At 53.0% G+C, this 21,673-nt stretch carries 23 protein-coding genes and 1 tRNA gene; 13 read left to right on the forward strand and 11 right to left on the reverse strand.

Annotated features, from left to right (window positions below; all coding sequences use genetic code 11):
* Nucleotides 1–43: 43 nt before the first annotated feature.
* From NP77_RS03975 to tesA, 3 genes are all read right to left on the reverse strand, one after another.
* Nucleotides 44–901, reverse strand: coding sequence for a co-chaperone YbbN (locus tag NP77_RS03975; protein WP_039659108.1), 858 nt, complete (start codon nucleotides 899–901; stop codon nucleotides 44–46).
* A gap of 79 nt (nucleotides 902–980) precedes the next feature.
* Nucleotides 981–1,754 carry an SDR family oxidoreductase gene (locus tag NP77_RS03980; protein ID WP_039659110.1) on the reverse strand — a complete coding sequence of 258 codons (774 nt, stop codon included), beginning with the start codon at nucleotides 1,752–1,754 and terminating at the stop codon, nucleotides 981–983.
* 30 nt (nucleotides 1,755–1,784) lie between these two features.
* The gene (tesA, locus tag NP77_RS03985) at nucleotides 1,785–2,411 is read right to left on the reverse strand and encodes a multifunctional acyl-CoA thioesterase I/protease I/lysophospholipase L1 (protein WP_181162210.1); all 627 of its coding nucleotides are present in this window, start codon (nucleotides 2,409–2,411) and stop codon (nucleotides 1,785–1,787) included.
* Here tesA and ybbA point away from each other — a divergent pair.
* Together ybbA and ybbP are read left to right on the forward strand one after the other, a co-directional pair.
* Entirely contained in the window at nucleotides 2,379–3,065 is a 687-nt protein-coding gene (gene ybbA, locus NP77_RS03990) for a putative ABC transporter ATP-binding protein YbbA (RefSeq protein ID WP_010259059.1), read from the forward strand. The genes tesA and ybbA overlap by 33 nt on opposite strands.
* Complete coding sequence (gene ybbP, locus NP77_RS03995) at nucleotides 3,062–5,479, forward strand: putative ABC transporter permease subunit YbbP (protein ID WP_039659111.1); 2,418 nt, start codon at nucleotides 3,062–3,064, stop codon at nucleotides 5,477–5,479. Before ybbA ends, ybbP begins: the two co-directional genes overlap by 4 nt.
* A gap of 83 nt (nucleotides 5,480–5,562) precedes the next feature.
* Here the strand turns inward: ybbP and purK are convergent, their stop codons facing one another.
* The 4 genes from purK to ppiB all read right to left on the reverse strand — a co-directional run bounded on the left by purK (nucleotide 5,563) and on the right by ppiB (nucleotide 8,471).
* Entirely contained in the window at nucleotides 5,563–6,627 is a 1,065-nt protein-coding gene (gene purK, locus NP77_RS04000) for a 5-(carboxyamino)imidazole ribonucleotide synthase (RefSeq protein WP_039659113.1), read from the reverse strand.
* The gene (gene purE, locus NP77_RS04005) at nucleotides 6,624–7,130 is read right to left on the reverse strand and encodes a 5-(carboxyamino)imidazole ribonucleotide mutase (RefSeq protein ID WP_003849444.1); all 507 of its coding nucleotides are present in this window, start codon (nucleotides 7,128–7,130) and stop codon (nucleotides 6,624–6,626) included. Before purE ends, purK begins: the two co-directional genes overlap by 4 nt.
* Nucleotides 7,131–7,260: 130 nt before the next feature.
* The gene (lpxH, locus tag NP77_RS04010; RefSeq protein WP_039659115.1) at nucleotides 7,261–7,977 is read right to left on the reverse strand and encodes a UDP-2,3-diacylglucosamine diphosphatase; all 717 of its coding nucleotides are present in this window, start codon (nucleotides 7,975–7,977) and stop codon (nucleotides 7,261–7,263) included.
* A complete protein-coding gene (gene ppiB / locus NP77_RS04015) occupies nucleotides 7,977–8,471 on the reverse strand; it encodes a peptidylprolyl isomerase B (protein ID WP_003849447.1) in 495 nt (164 codons plus the stop codon). Before ppiB ends, lpxH begins: the two co-directional genes overlap by 1 nt.
* A 212-nt stretch (nucleotides 8,472–8,683) precedes the next feature.
* Between ppiB and cysS the strand changes: the two genes are divergently transcribed.
* Nucleotides 8,684–10,069, forward strand: a complete 1,386-nt coding sequence (cysS, locus tag NP77_RS04020) for a cysteine--tRNA ligase (protein ID WP_039659117.1) — start codon at nucleotides 8,684–8,686, stop codon at nucleotides 10,067–10,069.
* A gap of 33 nt (nucleotides 10,070–10,102) precedes the next feature.
* Nucleotides 10,103–11,209: an AAA family ATPase gene (locus tag NP77_RS04025; RefSeq protein ID WP_039659118.1), complete on the forward strand. Its 1,107-nt coding sequence runs from the start codon at nucleotides 10,103–10,105 to the stop codon at nucleotides 11,207–11,209.
* A gap of 27 nt (nucleotides 11,210–11,236) precedes the next feature.
* On the opposite strand, the gene ybcJ is transcribed toward NP77_RS04025, so the two are convergent.
* Both ybcJ and folD read right to left on the reverse strand, forming a co-directional pair.
* Nucleotides 11,237–11,449 carry a ribosome-associated protein YbcJ gene (gene ybcJ, locus NP77_RS04030; protein ID WP_003849455.1) on the reverse strand — a complete coding sequence of 71 codons (213 nt, stop codon included), beginning with the start codon at nucleotides 11,447–11,449 and terminating at the stop codon, nucleotides 11,237–11,239.
* Entirely contained in the window at nucleotides 11,450–12,316 is an 867-nt protein-coding gene (gene folD, locus NP77_RS04035; protein ID WP_003849457.1) for a bifunctional methylenetetrahydrofolate dehydrogenase/methenyltetrahydrofolate cyclohydrolase FolD, read from the reverse strand.
* A 172-nt stretch (nucleotides 12,317–12,488) separates the two neighbouring features.
* On the opposite strand from folD, the gene NP77_RS04040 reads away from it, so the two are divergent.
* The 3 genes from NP77_RS04040 (at nucleotide 12,489) to NP77_RS04050 (ending at nucleotide 13,839) form a co-directional block, all read left to right on the forward strand.
* Nucleotides 12,489–12,992 (forward strand): DUF1198 family protein, encoded by a 504-nt coding sequence (locus NP77_RS04040; protein WP_039659119.1) that lies wholly within the window; start codon nucleotides 12,489–12,491, stop codon nucleotides 12,990–12,992.
* Nucleotides 12,993–13,086: 94 nt separating this feature from the next.
* A tRNA-Arg gene (locus NP77_RS04045) sits at nucleotides 13,087–13,163 on the forward strand.
* A gap of 352 nt (nucleotides 13,164–13,515) precedes the next feature.
* Complete coding sequence (locus NP77_RS04050; RefSeq protein WP_008924965.1) at nucleotides 13,516–13,839, forward strand: hypothetical protein; 324 nt, start codon at nucleotides 13,516–13,518, stop codon at nucleotides 13,837–13,839.
* Here NP77_RS04050 and NP77_RS04055 read toward each other — a convergent pair.
* Both NP77_RS04055 and NP77_RS24045 read right to left on the reverse strand, forming a co-directional pair.
* A complete protein-coding gene (locus NP77_RS04055) occupies nucleotides 13,836–14,654 on the reverse strand; it encodes a DUF4225 domain-containing protein (protein WP_039659120.1) in 819 nt (272 codons plus the stop codon). The two genes, NP77_RS04050 and NP77_RS04055, sit on opposite strands and share 4 nt — an antisense overlap.
* Nucleotides 14,655–15,400: 746 nt before the next feature.
* Nucleotides 15,401–15,682: an IS1 family transposase gene (locus NP77_RS24045; RefSeq protein WP_082040829.1), complete on the reverse strand. Its 282-nt coding sequence runs from the start codon at nucleotides 15,680–15,682 to the stop codon at nucleotides 15,401–15,403.
* Nucleotides 15,683–15,993: 311 nt separating this feature from the next.
* Between NP77_RS24045 and tssB the strand changes: the two genes are divergently transcribed.
* Genes tssB through tssG form a run of 6 tightly spaced genes read left to right on the forward strand, consistent with a single transcriptional unit; the run spans nucleotide 15,994 to nucleotide 21,671 of the window.
* Nucleotides 15,994–16,479, forward strand: a complete 486-nt coding sequence (gene tssB / locus NP77_RS04060; RefSeq protein ID WP_003854105.1) for a type VI secretion system contractile sheath small subunit — start codon at nucleotides 15,994–15,996, stop codon at nucleotides 16,477–16,479.
* On the forward strand, nucleotides 16,476–17,951 hold the full coding sequence (gene tssC / locus NP77_RS04065) for a type VI secretion system contractile sheath large subunit (protein ID WP_052250630.1): 1,476 nt from the start codon (nucleotides 16,476–16,478) through the stop codon (nucleotides 17,949–17,951). The genes tssB and tssC overlap by 4 nt, the downstream gene beginning before the upstream one ends.
* 29 nt (nucleotides 17,952–17,980) lie before the next feature.
* Complete coding sequence (locus NP77_RS04070; RefSeq protein ID WP_008924967.1) at nucleotides 17,981–18,475, forward strand: type VI secretion system tube protein Hcp; 495 nt, start codon at nucleotides 17,981–17,983, stop codon at nucleotides 18,473–18,475.
* Between the two features lie 45 nt (nucleotides 18,476–18,520).
* Nucleotides 18,521–18,928 carry a GPW/gp25 family protein gene (locus NP77_RS04075; protein WP_003854098.1) on the forward strand — a complete coding sequence of 136 codons (408 nt, stop codon included), beginning with the start codon at nucleotides 18,521–18,523 and terminating at the stop codon, nucleotides 18,926–18,928.
* 14 nt (nucleotides 18,929–18,942) lie between these two features.
* Complete coding sequence (tssF, locus tag NP77_RS04080; protein WP_039659122.1) at nucleotides 18,943–20,745, forward strand: type VI secretion system baseplate subunit TssF; 1,803 nt, start codon at nucleotides 18,943–18,945, stop codon at nucleotides 20,743–20,745.
* Nucleotides 20,736–21,671, forward strand: a complete 936-nt coding sequence (tssG, locus tag NP77_RS04085; RefSeq protein ID WP_008924969.1) for a type VI secretion system baseplate subunit TssG — start codon at nucleotides 20,736–20,738, stop codon at nucleotides 21,669–21,671. Before tssF ends, tssG begins: the two co-directional genes overlap by 10 nt.
* Nucleotides 21,672–21,673: the final 2 nt, after the last annotated feature.

The raw sequence follows: 21,673 nt of genomic DNA on the forward strand, positions 1-21,673 counted from the left end.
TCAGATTAACGGGCCGAGTCGCTTCGGCCCGTGGTGCTGCTGTTTAATACAGCAGGGAGTAGAGCTGGCGACGATAGCGCGCAGCCAGTGCATCGCCGGTCCCCAGCGCGGCCAGAATTTCCTGTAGCATTTTGCGCGCCTGGCCATCAGCGGCATTAAGATCGCATTTCAGGAAGCTGAACAGCAGTTCCAGTGCTTCTTCATTACGACCCACCTGATGCAGCTGTAACGAGAGTTTAGCAGCCAGTCCGGCGTTAGTCGGATCCGCTTCCAGCTCGGATTGCAGCTGCTGAATCTCCGGCGTATCCGCAGCCTGTTTCAGCAGATCGATCTGCGCCATCAGGCTCTGATAACGGGTATCCTGGTCCTGCAGCGGCACCACTTTCAGCACTGCCTCCGCTTCATCGCTGCGGTTCAGGGTAATCAGCACCTCCGCCAGCAGGAAACCAATTTCGCTGGACTGGTTGCTCAACTGCCACGCATCTTTTAACAGTGGCAGCGCCTCCAGCGGTTTCTCTTCCTGCATCAGCGCCATCGCCTGTTGCGCTTTCAGCTCTTCTTCGCGCGGCAGCACTTTTTCCAGCAGGGCGCGGATCGCTTCTTCTGGCTGTGGTCCCTGGAAGCCGTCGACCGGCTGGCCATCCTGGAACAGGTAGACGGTCGGAATTGAACGCAGACCAAACTGCGAGGCCACCCGTTGCTCTTTGTCACAATCCAGCTTTGCGAGGATAAACTGACCCGCGTACTCCTGGGCAAGACGCTCCAGCACCGGCGTCAGCTCCAGACAGTGCTGGCTGCGCTCAGACCAGAAGTAGAACAGCACCGGCAGCTGCATCGACTGCTCAAGGGTCTGCTGCAGGTTAGATTCGTTGATGTCGATGATAGAAGCTTGTGGTGACATGGATAAGTCTCTTTGCAAAAAGTGTTCTAAGAATATGGGGCCAACTGGCCCGGCTTCAAGCGCTATTACGCAGGCCTGATTAATGGCTGCGCAAAATGCGATCCAGCATCCAGCCAGGCAGTAACCGTTTCAACAGGCTCATTACGTGTGCGACCAGTGTCACCGGGTAGCGTAAACGTGGATGTTTACTCTCGAGTGCGTGACGAAGTTTAGGCAGAATGGCTTCCGGTGGCAGGGTGAAGCGTGCCGCGATGCCGGGGTTACGCACCGGATTATGCTGTTCGCCCTGCGTCACATTATCGGTAAAGCGCGTCTCAATCGGTCCCGGTTCTATCAGACTGACCCGAATGCCACTGCTGCGCACTTCCAGCCGCAGTGCATCGCTCCAGGCTTCCAGTGCATATTTACTGGCAGCGTACGCGCCCCGGCCTGGCGTGGAGATCAGTCCCAGCACCGAACTGGTATTCACAATGCGGCCATCGCCGCTGGCTTGTAACGCAGGTAACAGCCGCAGCGTTAATTGATGTACACCGAAAAAGTTGCTGGAAAACTGCTGTTCAAGTTGCTGACGGGAGAGGGTACGAAGCGGTCCATAGAGGCCAAACCCGGCGTTGTTAAACAGCGCATCCAGACGGTTATCGCATAACGCGAGTATCGCATCTGCTGCCTGATCCACGCTCTGCGGATCGTCCAGATCGAGCTGTAGCCCGGTAAAACCCAGCGTGTTCATACGCGCGACATCTTCGGCTTTGCGGCAGGCGGCGATCACCCGGTAACCTCGCGCCAGTAAATCGTGGGCGGCGACCAGGCCAATGCCGCTTGAACAACCTGTAATCAGAATAGTTTTTTGCATTTATTTACCCTATTTGCGCATCCTGGCGCGTTACGGCTGCTTAACTAAGGGGGCCAGTTCTTTTGCCATTAACGCAGAGATAAACGGCTGAGCATCAGGATTCGGATGAATACCATCCTGCTGCATCCATTCGGGTTTCAGATAGACCTGCTCCATAAAAAAGGGCACCAGAGGGATGGCATGCTGCTGTGCGAGCTCCGGATAGATGCCGCTGAACGCCTCGGTGTAGCGGCGGCCATAGTTGGCGGGCAGACGGATCTGCATCAGCAAGGGTTTCGCATTAGCGGCTTTGACATCGTCGATCACTTTACTCAGATTCTGTGCGATAGCGTCGGGCGGGAAACCGCGCAGACCATCGTTACCGCCCAGTTCGATTAACACCCATTGCGGCTTATGCTGTTTTAATAGCGCAGGCAGGCGCGCCAGTCCCTGGGCAGCAGTATCACCGCTGATGCTGGCGTTGACCACTTTCGGTTTCTGCTGCCACTGCTTATCAAGCAGGCTGGGCCAGGCCGCAGTGGCAGACATGCGATAGCCCGCACTCAGGCTGTCGCCCAGCACCATCAGGGTATCTGCAGCAGCAAGACGGGATACCAGCAGAAGAATCAATAACAGGAAGGGATAATGCCAGCGGAAAACATTGTTGAAGTTCATCATCTTACTAAGTCCGTCGGTCAGGGAGAGCATCAGTTAACCATCCTCACCGGAGTTGAGTTGGTTGTCAAACCAGCCGAGACCATTGCGCTGATTGGCGAGTCGGGTTCCGGCAAGTCTACCCTGCTGGGCATTCTGGCCGGGCTGGACGATGGCAGCAGCGGTGAAGTGCATCTGCTGGGTCAGCCGCTGCACCAGATGAATGAAGAGCAGCGTGCAGCACTGCGTGCCCGGCAGGTTGGTTTTGTGTTTCAGTCATTTATGCTGGTACCGACTCTGAATGCGCAGGAAAACGTTCAACTGCCATCACTGTTGCGCGGCGACAGCGATCGCCAGAGCCGCGAACAGGCGCGTGAACTGTTGACGCTACTCGGGCTGGGTGAGCGTCTGCATCATCTGCCCGCCCAGCTGTCCGGCGGCGAACAGCAGCGGGTCGCGCTGGCCCGCGCCTTCAGCGGTCGTCCGGGCCTGCTGTTTGCCGATGAGCCCACCGGCAATCTCGATCGTAAAACGGGTGACCGTATTGCCGACCTGCTGTTTTCTCTTAATCGCGACTTCGCCACCACGCTGATTCTGGTGACGCATGATGAACAGCTGGCGGCGCGTTGCGACCGTCGATTGCGGCTGCGTGACGGAAAATTGTGGGAGGAGCAATGATCTGGCGCTGGTTCTGGCGCGAGTGGCGCTCCCCCTCACTGCTGATCGTCTGGCTGGCTCTGACGCTGGCGGTAGCCTGTGTACTGGCGCTGGGCTCAATCAGCGATCGCATGGAAAAAGGGCTGAATCAGCAGAGTCGTGATTTTATGGCGGGTGACCGCACGCTGCGTAGCACTGAAGCTGCCCCGGAAGCCTGGCTGGAAAAAGCGAAGGAAAACGGCCTGACGGTCAGTTCTCAACTGACTTTCATGACCATGACCTTTGCCGGGCAGTCGCCACAACTCGCCTCAGTCAAAGCGGTCGATGATCGCTATCCGATGTTTGGCACCTTACAGACGCAACCTCCGGGGCTGAGACCGCAGGCAGGCACCGCGCTGGCAGCACCGCGCCTGATGGCGCTGCTCAATCTGAAAGTGGGCGATACGCTGGAAGTGGGAGACACCCAGCTGCGCATCAGCGGCGAGGTAATTCAGGAGCCGGATGGCGGCTTTAACCCGTTTGAGATGGCGCCACGTCTGCTGATTAACCTGGCAGATGCGGCGAAAACCGGTGCAATTCAGCCGGGCAGCCGCATCACCTGGCGCTATAAATTCTCTGGTAATCCTGACCAGCTGACCAGCTATGACCGCTGGATTGAGCCGCAGCTGAAGGCGGATCAGCGCTGGATCAGCGTTGAGAACACGGAAGATGCGCTGGGCCGTTCGATGCAGCGCGCGCAACAATTCCTGCTGCTCTCGGCCTTGCTGACGCTGATGCTGGCGATTGCAGCCGTGGCGGTCGCCATGAGTCACTACTGCCGCAGCCGCTACGATCTGGTGGCGGTGCTGAAAACCCTGGGTGCGACGCACGGCGCGTTGCAGCGCTTAATCATCGGTCAGTGGCTGGCGGTGCTGCTGCTGGCGGCGATTGCCGGTGGCCTGGTGGGGCAGGGTGTGGAAGCGATCCTGATGGCGATGCTGAAACCGGTATTGCCTGCCAGCTTACCGGCAGCCAGCGTCTGGCCATGGATCTGGGCAGTGGGTTCATTGTTTGTAATTTCGCTGCTGGTGGGACTGCGTCCCTATCGTCTGCTGCTGGCAACCCAGCCGCTGCGGGTGCTGCGGCGCGATGCGGTGGCAAATCTCTGGCCGCTGAAGTTCTATATTCCGGTAATGATCGTGGTGGTCGTGACGCTGTTAGCGCTGCTGGTCGGCGGCAGTAAAATGCTCTGGGCGCTGCTGGCGGGTGTGGTGGTGCTGGCAGGATTACTGGCGTTACTCGGCTGGGGAACTCTGCTTCTATTGCGTCGGCTGGTGGTGCGCAATCTGGCATTGCGACTGGCGATCAACCGGCTGCTGCGCCAGCCCGGCATGACGCTGAGCCAGCTCGCCGCTTTTTCACTGTCGTTTATGCTGCTGGCGCTGCTGCTGGTAATGCGTGGCGATCTGCTGGATCGCTGGCAGCAGCAGTTACCGGCGGATAGCCCGAACTTCTTCCTGTTGAACATGACGGCCGATCAGGTGCCGCAGGTGCGTGACTTCCTGCAGTCGCATCAGATCGCGCCCGGGACCTTTTACCCGATTGCGCGAGTACGGCTTAGTGAACTCAATGGCAAACCGGCCGATCCGAAGCTGGATAACGCCCTGAACCGTGAGCTCAACCTGACGGAACTGGCCGATCGCCCGGATCACAATCCGCTGGTGGCAGGCAACTGGCCACCAAAAGCGGGTGAAGTGTCGATGGAAGTGGAACTGGCGGATCGGCTGGGGCTGAAGCTCGGCGATACCCTGACGTTCGACGGCGATACGCAGACGTTCAGCGCACGTATTACCAGCCTGCGTAAAGTGGACTGGGAAAGCCTGAAGCCGAACTTCTTCTTTATCTTCCCGCCGGGGGCGCTCGACAGCCAGCCGCAGACCTGGCTCACCAGCTTCCGCATGGAGGCGAATCCGGTTCTGCTGGCGCAGCTGAATCGTGCTTTTCCGGCGCTGAGTCTGCTGGATATCGGCAGCATCATGCAGCAGATCGGTCAGGTACTGACGCAGGTCAGCCGGGCGCTGGAGATCATGGTGGTACTGGTCACTGCCTGCGGTGTGTTACTGCTGCTGGCGCAGATTCAGGTCGGAATGCGGCAACGCAGGCAGGAGCTGGTGGTCTACCGCACGCTGGGTGCGGGCAAAAGACTGCTACGCACCACGCTGTGGTGTGAGTTTGCCCTGCTCGGCGTCGTCTCGGGCGTGGCGGCCGCGATGGGAGCAGAAGCGGCGCTATGGGGATTACAGACAAAGATTTTCGATTTCCCGTGGCAGCCTGACTGGACATTATGGCTGGCACTGCCGTTATGCGGCGCGTTGCTGTTATCGCTGTGCGGTGGCTGGCTTGGGATTCGGTTACTGAAAGGGAAGGCGTTGTTCAGGAAGTTTGATGCGGCATAAGGCAGGGCTGACTAAGGCGGCATGAGGCCGCCTTTAACCTTTATCCGGAACGCCCCAAGAACCCGCAAGCGGGTAACGGGAAACTACAGCTTTTCAACGGCCCAGGCGATGCCGCTGGCGTACTCTTCCGGGAGCAGGGGCACCAGCGCATTGAGTGCTGTTTTGAGCCGCCTTGCATCGCTGTCGGTCAGATTCAGATGACCCACTTTACGGCCCGGTCGCACCTCTTTGTCGTACCAGTGCAGATGCACCAGCGGCTGCTGCAGCCAGTTGAGATTCACATCGGTGCCGATCAGATTAACCATTACCGACGGCGCAAATACCATCGGCTGTGGCAATGCCAGACCAAGAATGGCGCGCAGATGCAGCTCAAACTGGCTGATCGACGCACCGTTCTGCGTCCAGTGACCACTGTTGTGCACGCGGGGCGCCAGCTCATTAATCAGCAGCCCATCAGGCGTAACGAAACACTCCATTGCCATTACGCCAACGTAATTCAGTGCCTGCATAATGGCGCTGAGCATCGATTCAGCCTGCTGCTGCTGAGCCTGGTCTGCCTGCGGAAACGCTACACTGGTGCGCAGAATGCCATCCTGATGCAGGTTATGCGTCAGCGGATAGAATACAACGGTGCCATCGTGACCGCGTGCGCCCACCAGTGAGACTTCACCGGAAAAGTTGATGCCCTGCTCAACGATACATTCGCCGTAACACGCTTCGGGTAGCTGATGCGTCTCATCAGCACGCAGACGCCACTGACCTCGCCCGTCGTAACCGCCGGTGCGGCTTTTCACGATGGCCAGTTCGCCCAGCGAGTCAAACACTGCCGGCCATTCGCTTTTATCGGCCAGCAACTGCCATGGCGCGGTGGCAAGCCCCAGCTGGTCCAGCAGCTGTTTCTGCGTCAGACGATCGGCCAGACGCGGAAAAATATCACGGTTAACAAAGGCCGGATGGCTCGCCAGTTCGCGCGTCAGCGCGGTCTCCGGCCAGCGTTCGATTTCGGCGGTGATCACACTGTCAGCGATGGGCAGGGAAGCAGGATCCGCCTCCAGACCCACCGGATAGACCGCGATCCCCAACGGTTCACCTGCCTGACGCAGCATACGACCCAGCTGGCCGTTGCCCAGTACGCAAACCGGCTTCATGCATCCACCCGCGGATCAGGATGGTTCAGCACCTCATCGGTCTGACTCTGACGCCAGGTCGTCAGGCGTGACGCCAGCCCACTGTCATGCAGCGCCAGAATCTGTGCGGCCAGCAGCGCGGCATTGGCTGCGCCTGCTTTGCCAATCGCCAGCGTTCCGACCGGAATGCCGCGCGGCATCTGCACAATTGAATAGAGGCTATCCACGCCGCTTAGTGCAGCGCTCTGCACCGGTACACCCAGCACTGGCACCAGAGTTTTTGCCGCCAGCATACCTGGCAGATGTGCTGCGCCACCTGCGCCAGCAATAATCACCTGAAAACCGTTATCGGCTGCCGTTTCGGCAAAGCTGAACAGTTTATCCGGGGTACGGTGCGCAGAGACTACTTCAACATGAAAAGGGACGTCCAGGCTGGTGAGGATCTCAGCGGCGAACTGCATGGTGGCCCAGTCACTTCTGGAACCCATAACAATGGCGATGCGGGCCGGGGCGTTGGATGACATGCGGTCAACTCCTGTGAATAGACAAACAGACCTGGCCGGGCGGACAGGTTTTGAAGGGCACCGAGAATAGCATGAGAAGCACGCAAGGAAAACGGTTGCGTCCCGCTAACGTCCGCGAATTAACCGCAGATTAGAAGTCGAAATCGATGAGCTGAATGCCGCTGGCGTCGAGCTGAATCATGGAACCCCGGCTGTGCCAGGCACCCAGCACCGCGCGTTCCGCCGTTTCACCCTGCAGGTTCAGCGTATGAATGGCGGGGCGATGGGTATGACCGTGGATCAACAGCGGCACCTGCTGGCGCAGCATAGCGGCAGTGACCGCCTCCTGGTTTACATCCATGATGGTCTGGGATTTGTGCTGGTTTGCCTGTTTACTGTCGGCGCGCATCCGGGCCGCAATGCGTTTGCGGATCCTCAACGGCAGCGCCAGGAACAGTCGCTGGATCCACGGATTGTGCACTTTGGCACGAAAGCGCAGATAACCCGCATCGTCGGTGCAGAGCGTATCACCGTGCATGATGAGCAGCCGATGGCCGTAGAGCGTCAGCACCTGCTCTTCCGGCAGCAGCGTCATGCCGCTTGCGCGCGCAAAGCGTCGGCCAATCAGGAAATCCCGATTGCCATGGATGAAGAAGACCGGAACCGGGAGGGCGCGCAGGGCGCGGGCAATCTGCTGATGCAGAGGATTGGGATCGTCGTCACCAATCCAGGCTTCGAACAGATCGCCGAGAATATAGAGCGCGTCGCAGTGGGGCGCTTCGCGCTGTAAAAAATGCAGAAAACCGGCGGTAATCGCCGGTTCTTCCTGACACAGATGGATATCTGCGATAAACAGCGTGCGCGACATTACTCGCTGACGGTCACTTTCTGGATAACGACGTCATCTTTTGGCACATCCTGATGCATGCCGCTGCGGCCAGTAGAGACTGCTTTGATTTTCTCGACCACATCCATGCCTTCAACCACTTCAGCGAACACGCAGTAGCCCCAGCCCTGAACGCTTTCGTCACGGAAGTTCAGGAAGTCGTTGTCAGCTACGTTGATGAAGAACTGTGCGGTGGCAGAGTGCGGCGCAGAAGTACGTGCCATTGCCAGCGTACCTTTGGTGTTTTTCAGACCGTTGTTCGCTTCATTCTGAATTTCGGCTTTGGTTTCTTTCTGCTTCATGCCCGGCTCGAAGCCGCCGCCCTGAATCATAAAGCCGTTGATTACGCGGTGGAAAATGGTGTTGTCGTAAAAACCTTCACGGCAGTAATCCAGGAAGTTCTGTACGGTTGCCGGCGCTTTATCATCGAAAGTTTTGATTACGATATCGCCATGGTTCGTCTGGAAAGTTACCATTTTTGTCGTCCTGTAAAGGTTGTCATCAGTTGCTGAGGTCGCGGTGTCGATTGGCGTACCTCTTTTTGTCGACCGTTCTTATATCATAATTTCCAATGACGCGTCAGCAGCACGGCGCAGTTGGCTTGCTTTGCGTCGCGCGAGCGATAAAAATACGGCACAATGTCTGGATACTTAAAAGTGCCAACCACACGCGAAAACGGAACCGTTCAATGCTTAAGATTTATAACACCCTGAGTCGACAGAAAGAGGAATTCAAACCCATTCATGCCGGTAAAATCGGGATGTATGTTTGCGGCATCACGGTGTATGACCTCTGTCACATTGGTCATGGGCGGACGTTCGTAGCATTTGACGTCGTGGCGCGCTACCTGCGTTACCTCGGTTATCAGCTTAATTATGTCCGTAACATCACTGACATTGATGACAAAATCATCAAACGCGCCAACGAAAACGGCGAGAGCATCGAAACCCTGACCAACCGCATGATCGGCGAGATGCACAATGACTTCGCTGCGCTGGGGATCCTGCCGCCCGATGAGGAGCCGCGCGCGACCCGTCACATCGCTGAGATTATCGAGCTGGTGGAAAAGCTGATTGCTCGCGGTCACGCCTATGTAGCGGACAATGGCGACGTGATGTTCGATGTGCTCAGCGACACCGATTACGGCGCGCTGTCGCGTCAGGATCTGGAGCAACTGCAGGCGGGCGCACGCGTTGAAGTGGCCGATGTGAAGCGCAACCCGATGGATTTCGTGTTGTGGAAAATGTCCAAAGCGGATGAGCCAGCCTGGTCATCGCCGTGGGGCAACGGCCGTCCTGGCTGGCACATTGAGTGTTCTGCGATGAACTGCAAACAACTGGGTACGCATTTCGATATCCATGGCGGCGGTTCAGACCTGATGTTCCCGCACCATGAAAACGAAATCGCTCAGTCGAGCTGCGCCCATGACGGCCCTTACGTCAATTACTGGATGCACTCCGGCATGGTGATGGTTGACCGTGAGAAGATGTCCAAATCACTCGGCAACTTCTTTACCGTGCGTGACGTGCTGCAACATTACGATGCGGAAACAGTGCGTTACTTCCTGATGTCCGGTCACTATCGCAGCCAGCTTAATTACGGCGAAGATAACCTGAATCAGGCGCGTGCGGCGCTGGAGCGTCTCTACACGGCGCTGCGCCACACCGACAGCAGCGTGCCTGCAAGCGGCGGCGACGCGTTTGAAGCGCGTTTCCGCAGCGCGATGGATGATGATTTCAACACCCCGGAAGCCTACTCGGTGCTGTTCGACATGGCGCGTGAAGTCAACCGTCTGAAAAGTGAAGATGGTGCTTCAGCACATGCGCTGGCGTCTAAACTGCGCGAAATGGCTAACGTGCTGGGTATCCTGCAGCAGGATCCTGAGCTCTTCCTGCAAAGCGGCGCGCAGGTGAATGACGAAGAAGTTGCCGAGATTGAGCATTGGGTGAAGGCTCGTGCCGATGCACGCGCTGCCAAAGCCTGGGCAGAAGCGGATATCGCGCGTGACAAACTTAACGCGCTGGGTGTCATCGTCGAAGATGGGCCACAAGGGTCCAACTGGCGTCGAAAATAAACCGGAGAGGGCGAGCAATCGCCCTTTTTTATTATGGCGATTGAACAGATTCAGATCCGCGGCTTCCGCTCAATACGGAACCTGACGCTATCGCTTCAGCAGCTGAATGTGGTGAGCGGTCCCAACGGCTGCGGTAAATCCAACCTCTATAAAGCGGTGCGGTTGCTGCATGAGGCTGCCAGCGGTCGTCTGGCGCTGGCGCTGGCTGAAGAAGGCGGCATCCAGAAAGCGATGTGGGCAGGCGGTTTGCGCCGGGGCGATCGCCGACACGATCCAAAGCGACTGGAGCTGGCGGTGGTAATGGATGACATGGATTACCAGCTGGAGATTGGTTTTCCCGAGCCACTGTCGACCAGCCTGTTCAATCTGGATCCGCTGGTGAAGCAGGAACGGCTCTGGCTCAGCGGCCAGCGACGTCGTCCTTCTGCCTGCATCATGCAGCGCGAAAACCAGACCGCCTTTCTGCACAACGTTGAAGGTGAGCGCGTCGCCTATCCGGCGGTGTTGCATCCGGAGGAGTCGCTGTTTGGTCAGCTTGGCGAACCCCATCTTTATCCGGAGCTTTCGCAACTGCGCGAACGTCTGCAGCAGTGGCGCTTCTACCACGAGTTCGCGGTCTGGCCCGGCTCACCGATTCGTGCGCCGCAGATTGGCGTGCGTGCGCCGGTGCTCGCTCATGATGGCCGCAATCTGGCAGCGGCCTGGGCGACCATCGTGGAGCGTGGTCATTCAGAACTGTTGTTTGAGGTTATGGCGCAGGCGTTTCCCGACTGCCAGTTTGACGTCGAGGTGCAGAACGGCCGTTTTCAGATGCTGATGTCCCGTCATGGCATTCTGCGTCCGCTGGAGAGCGCGGAGTTTTCTGATGGCACGTTGCGGTTTCTTTGTCTGGTTGTGGCGCTGCTCAGCCCGCGTCCACCCGCCTTTATGGCACTGAATGAACCGGAAAACAGTCTGCATGAGGATTTGTTGCCTGCGCTGGCGCGGTTAATCGCCGAAGCCAGCGAGTACAGTCAGCTCTGGATCACCAGCCATTCACCCCGACTCGCAACGCTGATTGCGCAGCATACGGCGGTGAATCATATTGCACTGGAGCAACGGGAAGGGGAGACGCGTGTGAAGGAGAATGAACCGCTGTAATAGCGTCCCCGCAGGGACGCTCCGGAATTACTCGACCACAGTGATGCGGAAACCGGCAAATTCCACGGTCTGACCGGCTACGATCTTGCAGCGCTTACGGGTTTCAACCGCGCCATTCACCTTCACTTCACCCTCGGCAATCACGACTTTCGCCTGTGCACCGCTCTGAACCCAGCCTTCCAGCTTTAACAGGTCACACAGATCGACATGCGGGAATTTACCCAGTGAAAAACTTGTCATTTAAAAAACCTCTTTATCATGAAACTCTTCGCACGCCTGCAGCGTGTTTTGAATCAATGTTGCTACTGTCATTGGACCCACACCGCCTGGCACCGGGGTAATGTAAGATGCGCGCGCTGATGCGCTGTCATAGTCAACGTCGCCTACGACTTTGCCGCTCTCCAGACGGTTAATGCCCACGTCGATAACGATGGCACCGGGTTTGATCCAGTCGCCCGGAATAAAGCCTGGCTTGCCCACAGCAACGACCAGCAGATCGGCGTGCTCAATGTGATGACGCAGATCTTTGGTAAAGCGATGGGTAACCGTTGTCGTACAGCCCGCGAGCAAGAGCTCCATGCTCATCGGACGACCAACGATGTTGGATGCCCCGACCACCACAGCGTTCAGGCCATAAGTGTCAATGTTGTAGCGCTCCAGCAGCGTGACGATACCGCGTGGCGTGCAGGGACGCAGGGTTGGTGCACGCTGACACAGGCGGCCGACGTTATAAGGGTGGAACCCATCGACATCTTTGTCAGGCGTAATCCGCTCCAGCACTTTCACGTTATCGATGCCCGCTGGCAGCGGCAGCTGTACCAGAATGCCATCGATTTCATCATCCTGATTGAGCTTATCGATTAGCTCCAGCAGCTCAGCCTCGCGGGTGGTGGCAGGCAGATCGTAAGAGCGGGAGTGGAAACCAACCTCTTCACAGGCGCGGCGTTTGCTGGCCACATAGATCTGCGAAGCCGGATTTTCACCCACCAGAACCACTGCCAGACCTGGGGCACGTTTTCCGGCCGCCAGACGCTGCTTCACTTTTTCCGCAACCTCAACGCGCACCTGCTGCGCAATCGTTTTACCGTCAATAATTTTTGCTGCCATCAGAGAGGAAATCCACTGTGTTGTGTTGAATCGGGGAAGGGCGCTATTTTGTCAGAAGCGTGGGCTGCTGTCAGTTACAGTTTCAGCCGTGTATGCGCTTTCCGATGTTTTCGTCGCGACGATACCAGCCTGCATGCGTATGATATCTGCAGGACAATCCGGGGACGATGTAATGATTTGGATAATGCTTGCGACTCTGGCGGTGGTATTTGTCGCTGGATTTCAGCTGCTCACCGCGGGCTCACGCCACGCCGCCCAGCGGCTCAGCAAACGACTGCAGCTGCCACCGGTACAGGTGGAATCAATGATCTCTATGATGGGAAAAGAGGCCGCGAAAGAGTTTACCGACTATCTCAGCCACGATAATGAAACGCATCTGCATAATGGCGCAGCGGTACTGCTGATCTGGCAGGTGTTGATTGTTGATGGCAGCGAGGAGAACAGCCAGCGCTGGCATACGATTCTCAGTCGCGCCGGTTTTTCACCGCTTATCAGCCGCCAGCAGCTGCTACTCGCGCTGGGCTTTCTGCGCCAGCTGGAACCGGACAGTAAGGAACTGCACGCACTTCGTGAGCAATACAACGCGCGCTTCACATCACAAGGGATTGAGCTGGAAGGAGAATTGACCGGCAGCAGTAAACTCGTGTCGCTCAGCGAATGGCGCAGTCGTCACTGACGCCAATTGGTTATTCCCGCAGCACTTCGCTGCGGGGAAACGGCAAAAACGTTGACGTACCCGCTTCCCGACGTATAATCCGTGCCATCTCCATGCGCCCTTAGCTCAGTTGGATAGAGCACCGGCCTTCTAAGCCGTAGGTCACAGGTTCGAATCCTGTAGGGCGTACCAAATTCTCTCCTATTTTTTGCATACTGAGACTCTTTTTTCTCTATTGTCAGTATGATACCTCAACATTTTACTCTTATTTATGTTCAAAAAACGAATTGCCCGCATTACTCGCATGGCTGTTTGGATAGGTTAGTATTTTTCTGTGCTTACGATCTGCTTATTGTGCATGCTGTTTTTTGCATATAGCATTTTAATATCATGCGCAATTGCATGGATATGATGTTCAGGCAGAGCCTTCTGAGGTGAGGAAACGTTGATACCAGTGCTGGCCAGGTAAGCAGGTTGGTTAGCATGTGTCTCGTTCACTGTGCTATATTTCGCACGTATCGCAACGTTATTCAGGATGAATCAGATGAACGAATTTGAGCAAGAACTCTATAATAACGGCTTCTCTGCTAAAGATATCGGTAAGCTCAAGAGCATCATTAAAAAAGACGAATCAAAAAAAGATACACTACAAAGCCTCGTTATTGATTTGAGTAAACGCTTCTGGGGCGGTGTCATTGCTCTTGTTATTTTGCTACTGATTGGACTGGATGGCATTTTCAATGCGGATGCTTCAAATGCCATTCCATATATTATTGTTCTGACGTTTGCATTTCTTGTGGTCTATTTTGTGACTCCTCTGAACCTCTCCTGGAAAGCTAACAGGTTTATCAGAAAAACCAGAGGTTAGTTTTGTGCAGGGCTATTTTGCATTTGGTATAGGTTCAAACCTACTCCAGCCCCCTTATAGGCTGCTCCAGCGCCTTTTAAGGCAAGTGCTGGTTTACTCATAACCTGAACCTTGCGGTAATAGTCTGTTGGCAGATATTTGTATAGCCGCCATGCTTCTGGCTTTAAAGTCAGTTTGAAAATGCCATAGTATGATGTTGTCAAATCAACTACCTGATAGGCTAACAAGCCGAGTCGCTTATCAAAACCAAAAAAATCTGCAACATCTTCATATTTATCTCTTATTGGGTTCGATGGGTGAGGCACACCGCTGAGTTTTCCTATGCTCTCAATCCCTGATCCCACTCCATTCATCACCAGGGTCGAACCCGCTACAACACCTAAAATATTACCTGTAGTGACAGAACCTACAATCAGACCGACACCAGCCACGATTTGCAAGCCACTTAACACCACGCCGATCCCATTGATGACATATCCAATGACCTTTTCATGGTCATGATAAAACTGCACCGAAGACGATACGACAGCTTCACCGGTCCTAAGCATTCTGTCCTGAATCTTGAGATGCTGACTTTCCTGCTTAAGATTCTGAATGCACTCCTGACACTGATCGTCAGAATTTGAAGTACGAATGGTATGGATCTGTAAACGAGCGAACTCGCGCACCTCATCCTGGAATTTCAGTTTTACAAGAGCATCCTTGAGGTGAAATTGAGAAAGTGAAGTAGCTATATTAACTAACTGATTAGCTTCAAGATTTGCCATCGTCAGAAAGTAGTTTGAGAGTCTTTTTGTGTCCCAGTAGTTGTCCATAACAGTGCCTCTGTAAAAACGTGGTCTCACTAAACGTGATTTTCAGATCCTAAAATAGCTGGAGTTGTATGGGATCACAAATTGAGGTGTGCAAGTTTTGCAATGCTGAGCAATTTATCGATGATTGACCTGCTGACCTGCTGACCTGCTGACCTGCTGACCTGCTGACCTGCTGACCTGCTGACCTGCTGACCTGCTGACCTGCTGACCTGCTGACCATGAATAGTGATGTATTCATAAGTCACTGGAGAAGATCCTTTGAAGAAGTATTTTTCCTACACACCAATCTTCAGTATTCTCCGCGAGACAGAAGCCGGTGTTTTGGCCCGGGAGCTCTGCCACAGGCTGTATACCGGAAGTCTCATCAGCTGCTAACCGTACTCAGGATTTCGGTCAACACACCATCAATATGTAGCCTGCATAAATTTATAAGGCAGAAGCTATTATAATCAGGGGTTAAAACTATTTTTTAAAATATACGAATATTTTTTAACGTGATTTTGTTCATTTTTATTCAGGAGCTGGCTGTAAAAATAACATATTCTTTTCATGTTGTATGATTTTCAATTCTTTGTTGCTGGTCATTTTTTCTGTGTAATCTGATTATACATGCTCGAAAGCTGTTCTTCAGTGAGTGATGCGCCAACCTTTATTTAACATTAATTTAAAGTTGGTTCATTTTTGATTGTGTCTTTGTTTAAGGTTCCTGAACTTAAAGGTGGTGTCAGGAAAAAAATTTAGTTACATTAGTTTCGCATTAACGAGATGATGAATGAAATTACATAATATGGATCCGGCTGGTAATAATGATTTTTTGGGTGGATGGCTTGTTTTTTATTAGGGCGTTTAAAGGAAGGTAATAAGCAGGTGATTTTTTTAATTATTCCTTTTATTCTTGCTCGCAGTGTGAAATTGCTTCGCTTAATACGATAGGTGAAGGTTTTGACGTTAACATGCTTTTTCAGGGCGAAGTGAGCTATTAAAGTTATCTGTTTAATTTTATCCTCTGGCTTGCGGGCATGATAAATGTCAGAGAACTAATACATGCTGGGACACCCACTGCAGTGGAACCAAATGTCCTCTTCAGGAATCTGATCATGTTAATAAACCAGAGCAAAGTGACAGCGAGGATTATGAACGTCAACACTGAGCGTGGGTAAAATTCAAAAGCGAGGTTAATACGCCGAATTCAACTTATTTGAGATGTCACCAAATTCCATTGTCTTTTCTATGGGGCTGTTTTTAGCTTGCTACCGATTTTGCTGGTGAACTGAGCGGATTTTTTAAATATTAAAAATCTAATTTTCTCTTGAGATCTTAATGTCTGTGAGTTTAATTCATGTCAGAAACCCAAAGTAAACTGGGCAAGGCCCGGCCGCCACGCGTGCATATTACCTATGACGTTGAAGTTGGTGGCGCGGAAACCCAGAAAGAGTTGCCACTGGTTATTGGTGTGATGGGCGAATTTTCGGATGAAAAAAAGCCCCTTCGTGAGCGACGCTTTGTTCAGATTGATAAAGACAATTTTAATGAAGTGATGCAGGGCATGAAGCCTGAAATCGAAATGCTGGTTGATAATGAACTGAATAATGACGATGGAAAGCTGTCGGTCGCACTGCGTTTCAATTCTATTGAGGATTTCGCTCCTGAAAATATAGCTCTACAGGTGGAGCCTCTGAAAAAACTACTTGAGCTGCGGGAGCAACTGAGTGATTTACGCAACCGTACAGCCAGTAATGATCGCCTGAAAGAACAACTGGCGGAACTGCTGGCCAATCAGCCTTCAGAAACGAAAGTTGATAATGTGGGAGAAGAGGCAGAATGAGTGCTGAGGAAATGCAGGCTGCAGTCACAGAGGCGGTCAGTGCCGATTACCTTGATCAGATAATTGACAATACCCAGGCTATCAGGCGTGAGTCTGATCGCAGCAAGCTGAGGTCTCAGCTTGACAGTTTCCTCAGTGAGGTGGCAACAGGCGCTGTTGTTGTAAGTAATGACCTGGTGGGTAGCATTGAGGAGCGCATCACAGTCATTGATGCCCTTCTTTCGGCGCAGATCAGCAAAATCATGCAGGCGCCAGCGTTTCAGAAAATGGAATCTTCGTGGCGGGGTCTGCAGAAGCTGGTTCAGAGCAGCGTTACGGAAAACACGAAAGTCCGGGTGTTGAATTGTACCAAAAAAGAGCTGATCCGCGATTTTAAATCTGCCTCTGATTTTGACCAGTCAGTCCTGTTCAAAAGCGTCTATGAGAGCGAATACGGCACTTTTGGTGGAGAGCCGTACTCCGCATTTGTGGGCGATTTTGAATTCGACGCCATGCCGGAAGATTTATATCTGCTGGAGCAGATTTCTCATGTTGCGGCGGCGGCTCACGCCCCTTTCCTCACGGCAGCGGATGCCGGCATGTTTGGTATGAATAACTTTCAGGAGATGCCGCGTCCCCGGGATCTCGGCAAGCTTTTTGACACGTCAGACTATATCCGCTGGCGTTCTTTCCGACAGAGCGACGACGCCCGCTACGTTGGACTCACACTTCCCCGGGTTATAGGTCGCCTGCCTTATGGTGCCAAAACAACACCAGTAGAGATGTTCAATTTCGAAGAGAAAATCGACGAGAGCCGTGAGGGAGCCTGCTATCTGTGGATCAATGCCGCCTATGAACTGGCCGGCCGAATGATTTCTGCTTTTGAAGATCATGGATGGTGTGCGGCTATTCGCGGTGTTGAAGGTGGTGGTCTGGTGAAGTCGATGCCGGTGTATAACTACATTTCGCATACCGGCGAGAAGGTATTGCAGTGTCCAACGGAAGTGGCTATCTCCGACCGCCGTGAAAAAGAGTTAGCAGACCTCGGGTTCATTCCTCTGGTGTACTGCAAAGGAACGGATTATGCCGCCTTTTTCGCTGTGCAGTCGGCAAATAAACCGCGGAAATATGACTCCAACCTTGCAAACGCGAATGCGCGGTTATCAAACCAGCTGCAGTACATTATGACCACATCAAGGTTTGCTCATTACCTTAAATCGATTGTGCGGGATAAAGTCGGCAGTTTTATGTCCAGAACAGAATGTCAGAACTTCCTGCAAAACTGGATTAATCAATATGTGGTGGGCTCTGACAATGTCGGCCTGCATATTAAGGCCAGCCATCCGCTGCGCGAAGCCCGGATTGAGGTAGTGGATGTCCCGGGATGTCCCGGAAGCTATCGTGCCGTGGCCTATCTGAGGCCTCACTTCCAGCTTGAGGGACTGACGATGTCGCTTCGGCTTGTAGCTGAATTACCTGCATCGGCAGGCTGATAAAAAACGTATTATAACCAGGAGAAGATATGTCCAGTGCAAGTAATCTATTTATGCAAATCGACGGTGTAAAAGGAATTGTAACTGATAAACAGTATAAACAGTGGATTGCTATCGGTCATGCATCAATGGGCGTGCATAGCCAGGCCAGTATTGATAATGGCAGTGGGCAACTGAATAGCAGCGGCGTGCATTTTGAAGATATTTCTATTGCGAAGGCGCTGGATGCCACATCAACCCAACTGGTTGATATGGTTGCGCAGGGAACCAACGTTAAAAAAGTGATTATTGCGCTGAACGTCAAAACTGACAATAAAGATAATGAAATTTGCCGCTGGGAATTTGAGAATTGCATTTTTACCAGCCATAACATCAGCCTGCATAATTCAAACGGTATACCTGATGAGCAGCTTGCCATGGTATTTGGCTCGGTTAAGTTCCAGACCAGTATGATTACGTCTGAAGGTTCAACCAGTAAACAGGGTCCTGTTGGCTGGAATCAAGTCACTAATACCAAACTTTAAGTTAAGCGGCAGCGCGCTTTATAGCGTGCTGCTTATGGGAACATTATGCTTTTACAGCTGCTGTCTGATGATAATCCTGTCGCCCAGGATGAAATCCCGGAAATTATTTCGGATGACGGGGTGCTCGCAGCGGAGCTATTGATGCTGCTCTCATCCAGGCCTCGGCACTACCACGTTTCAGACATGCCTGAAATATGTCAGTCGGTCATTAACTACGGTATCAGCGATGTGTTTCCGGGAGGGATATCCAGAAGTGATAGAAATATTATTCTTGAATCCCGCATTTTACGTGCGCTTCAGCTTTTCGAACCGCGTTTAAAAGACGTCATGGTGTCCGCCGGAAACGAAAGTTATGGATGCAGTTCCTTTATTATTGAGGCTGAAAAAAATAATGCTCCCATCCGTTTTTATCTGGAATGGGATGACGTCCTCAGCCATTTCTCATTACGTTAACAGTGGTTTCTGACATGCTGTCAAAGAAGTTGCTTTCTTATTATCAGAATGAGTTGAGCTATCTCAGAAAATACGGAAAACGGTTTTCCCGTCATTTTCCGAAGGTTGCCCGACGTCTTGGCATGTCAGATGGACTGTCCGAGGATCCGCACGTTGAGCGGATCATCGAGTCTTTTGCACTTGTTACTGCGCAAATTCAGCAGCGTCTGGATGAGGATATGCCTGAAGTAACCGAAGCTCTGCTGACCGTTCTGGCTCCTCAGTTTCTCCGGCCGTACCCGTCGGTATGTATTGTACAGATGCAGCCTGACAAAAGAATCAGCGGACTGACCACTGGCTGTGAGGTTGAGGCCGGGACAATGCTCTATACCCGACAATCAGAGGAGCATGTCTGCCATTTCAGGACGCTTTACCCGGTCATTATGGAGCCCATGACGCTTGAGGAAACAAGTCTCAGGTTTGATAACAGCACTCTGCGCTGGCAACTGGAATTACGGCTTCAGGTCTGGCCGGGAGCAATCCTGAATTCACCCTCACTGCGCTTTTATCTTAATGGCAGCAGTCTGGCAGTGAATATACTTTACACACTGATAAATGATGAGATTGAAGCCTTTTCACTGGTTTGCGGAGAAAAGCATTATTTACTTTCTGAATCTGATATTCAGGTCGTGGGATTTAACCGTGCAGAGAGTATTCTCGAATGCGATCCCCGTATATCACCGGTCTATGCTCTGCTTCAGGATTATTTTTATTTCCCTCAGAAGTTCCATTTTATTGATTTCAGCCTGCCCGCAGGACTCACTGTGACATCGAATGAGGTCATGTTGTTCAGGCTGCGTTTTCGCCAGTGCGCGATGGTTGCAATGCTGGATAAAATTGCTTGCTCGGTTGACCGACATTTTTTCCGGCTGCACTGTACGCCGGCAGTAAACCTTTTTCCAATGCGCGCTGAACCTCTGGTTCCGCACGATGATACTGCGGAATATCCTGTGAGACCCGATATCCGTCATGGTGATGCTATAGGAATATGGTCAGTGAACCGCGTTTGTGCCACGCACAAAACGGGTAATGAAATCAGCACAAGGGATATCGCGCCGCTGTTTGGTCTGTCGCATTCCGTTACAGGGGGAGAGCAGGGGACATACTGGCAGTGTATGCAGCGTGAAACCGTTGATGAAAGTGGCCCTGCAAACCGCCTGTTTATTGCTTTTTCCGACCGCGGTGAAAAGCCTCTGACGCCGAAGAATGACTTGATTAATATAGAACTGACCTGCTATGACCGGGATATACCCTCCAGCATACGCAATGGTAATCCTGAAGGGGATTTCGAGTCGGATCTGGCAGTAGCGGGAGTGACCATTACGGCACTCACGCGGCCCACGCGAACCGTCTCTCAGCAGGTAAAACAGGCTTCACGCTGGCGGCTCATCTCGCATTTATCCCTCAATCATATGCTCATCAGCGGCGATAACGGGGTTCAGGTCCTTAAAGAAACATTTGCGCTATATAACATTAATGATAATCCCGCTATTCAGCAGCTGATCGGATTAATCAAACATGTCGTTGTAACACCTGTGACCGCTCGTCTGGTGAGCAACGATCCCCTGTCAATGGCGCGTGGGGTTGAGATCTGTGTGACTTTCCAAAGTTCCGCCGCAGAAGAACCTGAGTATTTTCTATTCTGTCGTTTTATTGAGCACTTTCTTTCGCTTTATGCACCAGTAAACAGCTTTTCACAGGTCGTAACCTGCATCGAATTTCATCAGGAAAGCCGGCGAGTGTGGCCTGTGCGGAGCGGGAGGCTGTCGTGGATTTAAGTACGATTTTCAGCCGATATAACTTTTTCCAGCAGGTTCGCCTGATGTTGCGGCGCCTGAAGGAACGACCTGAGAGTAACGGAACAAAATCGCTGACCAGTGATATCAGTTTTGTATCGCCTCTTTCACTTGACGCTCCAGCAGGCGAAGTGGGTCAAATTATCAGAACGGAAGAGGGAGTATGGCAGGTTGAGGTTCTGATGTATGGAATGACGGGTGCTCTGGGAGCACTACCCACGACGTATACAGAATGGATGCTGGAGCGCTATTACCGATACGGTGATAAAACGGCGAAAGCATTTATTGATATCTTTAATAACAGATTGCATGCCCTGCGTTATCTGGCCTGGCTTAAATATCACTATTACGCCTCGTATGAGTTGAACAGTCAACGCCCTCTCAGCGAGGCGTTGCTGGGGCTGGCTGGCGTCATGCAGTCTGCTCCTGCGCTTCAGAATGAAGCCTTCGCAGGTCTTTTTATGCACCCTGTGCGGTCAGCCCTGAACCTTGAAACATGGCTGGAAAACCTTTTTTCCGTTCCCGCCCGAGTGCGTTCTTTCACCGGAGGATGGCTGAAGGTTCCTTCTGAGCAGTGTTGTCATCTTGGTCATGTCAGGCTGACTCTGGGACAGGCCCCTATGCTGGGTCAGATGCGCAGAGACAGGGCTTCCGGCTTTACAGTGGAATTGGGCCCGTTGCCATTAAGTCATGCGCCACAGTATCTGCCTGGCGGAAAATTCTATGCCGACCTGTTAAAACGCATTCGCGAATATGTTGGTCCCGGACTGGCATTCTCGGTCGAAATAATTACAAAACATGATCGCCACGGCGTCCCGGGGGGATGTCTCGGTGTGGATCTTTGTCTCGGGCAGCCCGGACCAGGTTTTCATCGTGTTTATTTACCCGTGTGCCGTGAACAGGAATAAAT

It is taken from the genome of Pantoea sp. MBLJ3 (genome assembly GCF_000816655.1).
Classification (GTDB): domain Bacteria; phylum Pseudomonadota; class Gammaproteobacteria; order Enterobacterales; family Enterobacteriaceae; genus Pantoea; species Pantoea eucalypti.